This is a genomic window from Vibrio sp. 2033 (assembly GCF_033339735.1).
Map to the genome: position 1 here is coordinate 1 of NZ_JAWOVC010000576.1, position 595 is coordinate 595.

1 protein-coding gene is annotated in these 595 nt (G+C 44.4%); it reads right to left on the reverse strand.

Going from position 1 to position 595, the window contains the following annotated elements:
• Positions 1–353, reverse strand: a 353-nt coding sequence (locus R7P74_RS27870; RefSeq protein WP_318123910.1) for an asparaginase domain-containing protein, incomplete at its 3' end; no start/stop codon positions are given.
• Between the last annotated feature and the right edge of the window lie 242 nt (positions 354–595).

Genomic DNA, 595 nt, shown 5'->3' on the forward strand with positions numbered 1-595 from the left:
TCCGTACCGTGGGTGATGACGATACCGTCAACATCATCTTGAGCGAGCAGCTCGTTAACTCTTTTCGCTAACTTCAGCCACACCTCATCGTTCATGTCTTGAGAGCCGATGCTGACGACTTGCTCACCAGAAATATCCGCAATGTTGGTCATACTCGGCACAGCAGAAATTAATGATTCGACGCCAACTTTACCTGCGGTGTAGTTCGACTCAGTGGCAGATTGACCTGCGCCAGCGATGGTGCCGCCAGTCGCGAGGATTTTGATATTAGGAAGATCGGATTGGGCGAACGACAAAGAACTGAGGCACAAACCAAGGGTAATCGTACTGAGGCGGAAAAGATTTTTTGTCATGGGAATCACCTGCTTTTAGGTTAGATGTTGGTTGGGGAACAACCTCTATCCTAAAAACAGAACGGGAGAATTTTTGAGCACAAGCTCAACAAATTGCAGATGAAAATCGTGATCAACTAATCACTTAAAGAATATTAAATCAACCAGTTAACCTAATTAACGTGCTTCTTTAACAAGTGAGATGTACCAGCAACCTGTTCAACATTGAACGAAATACCAGTGATGGATCTGTAAGTAAGAAG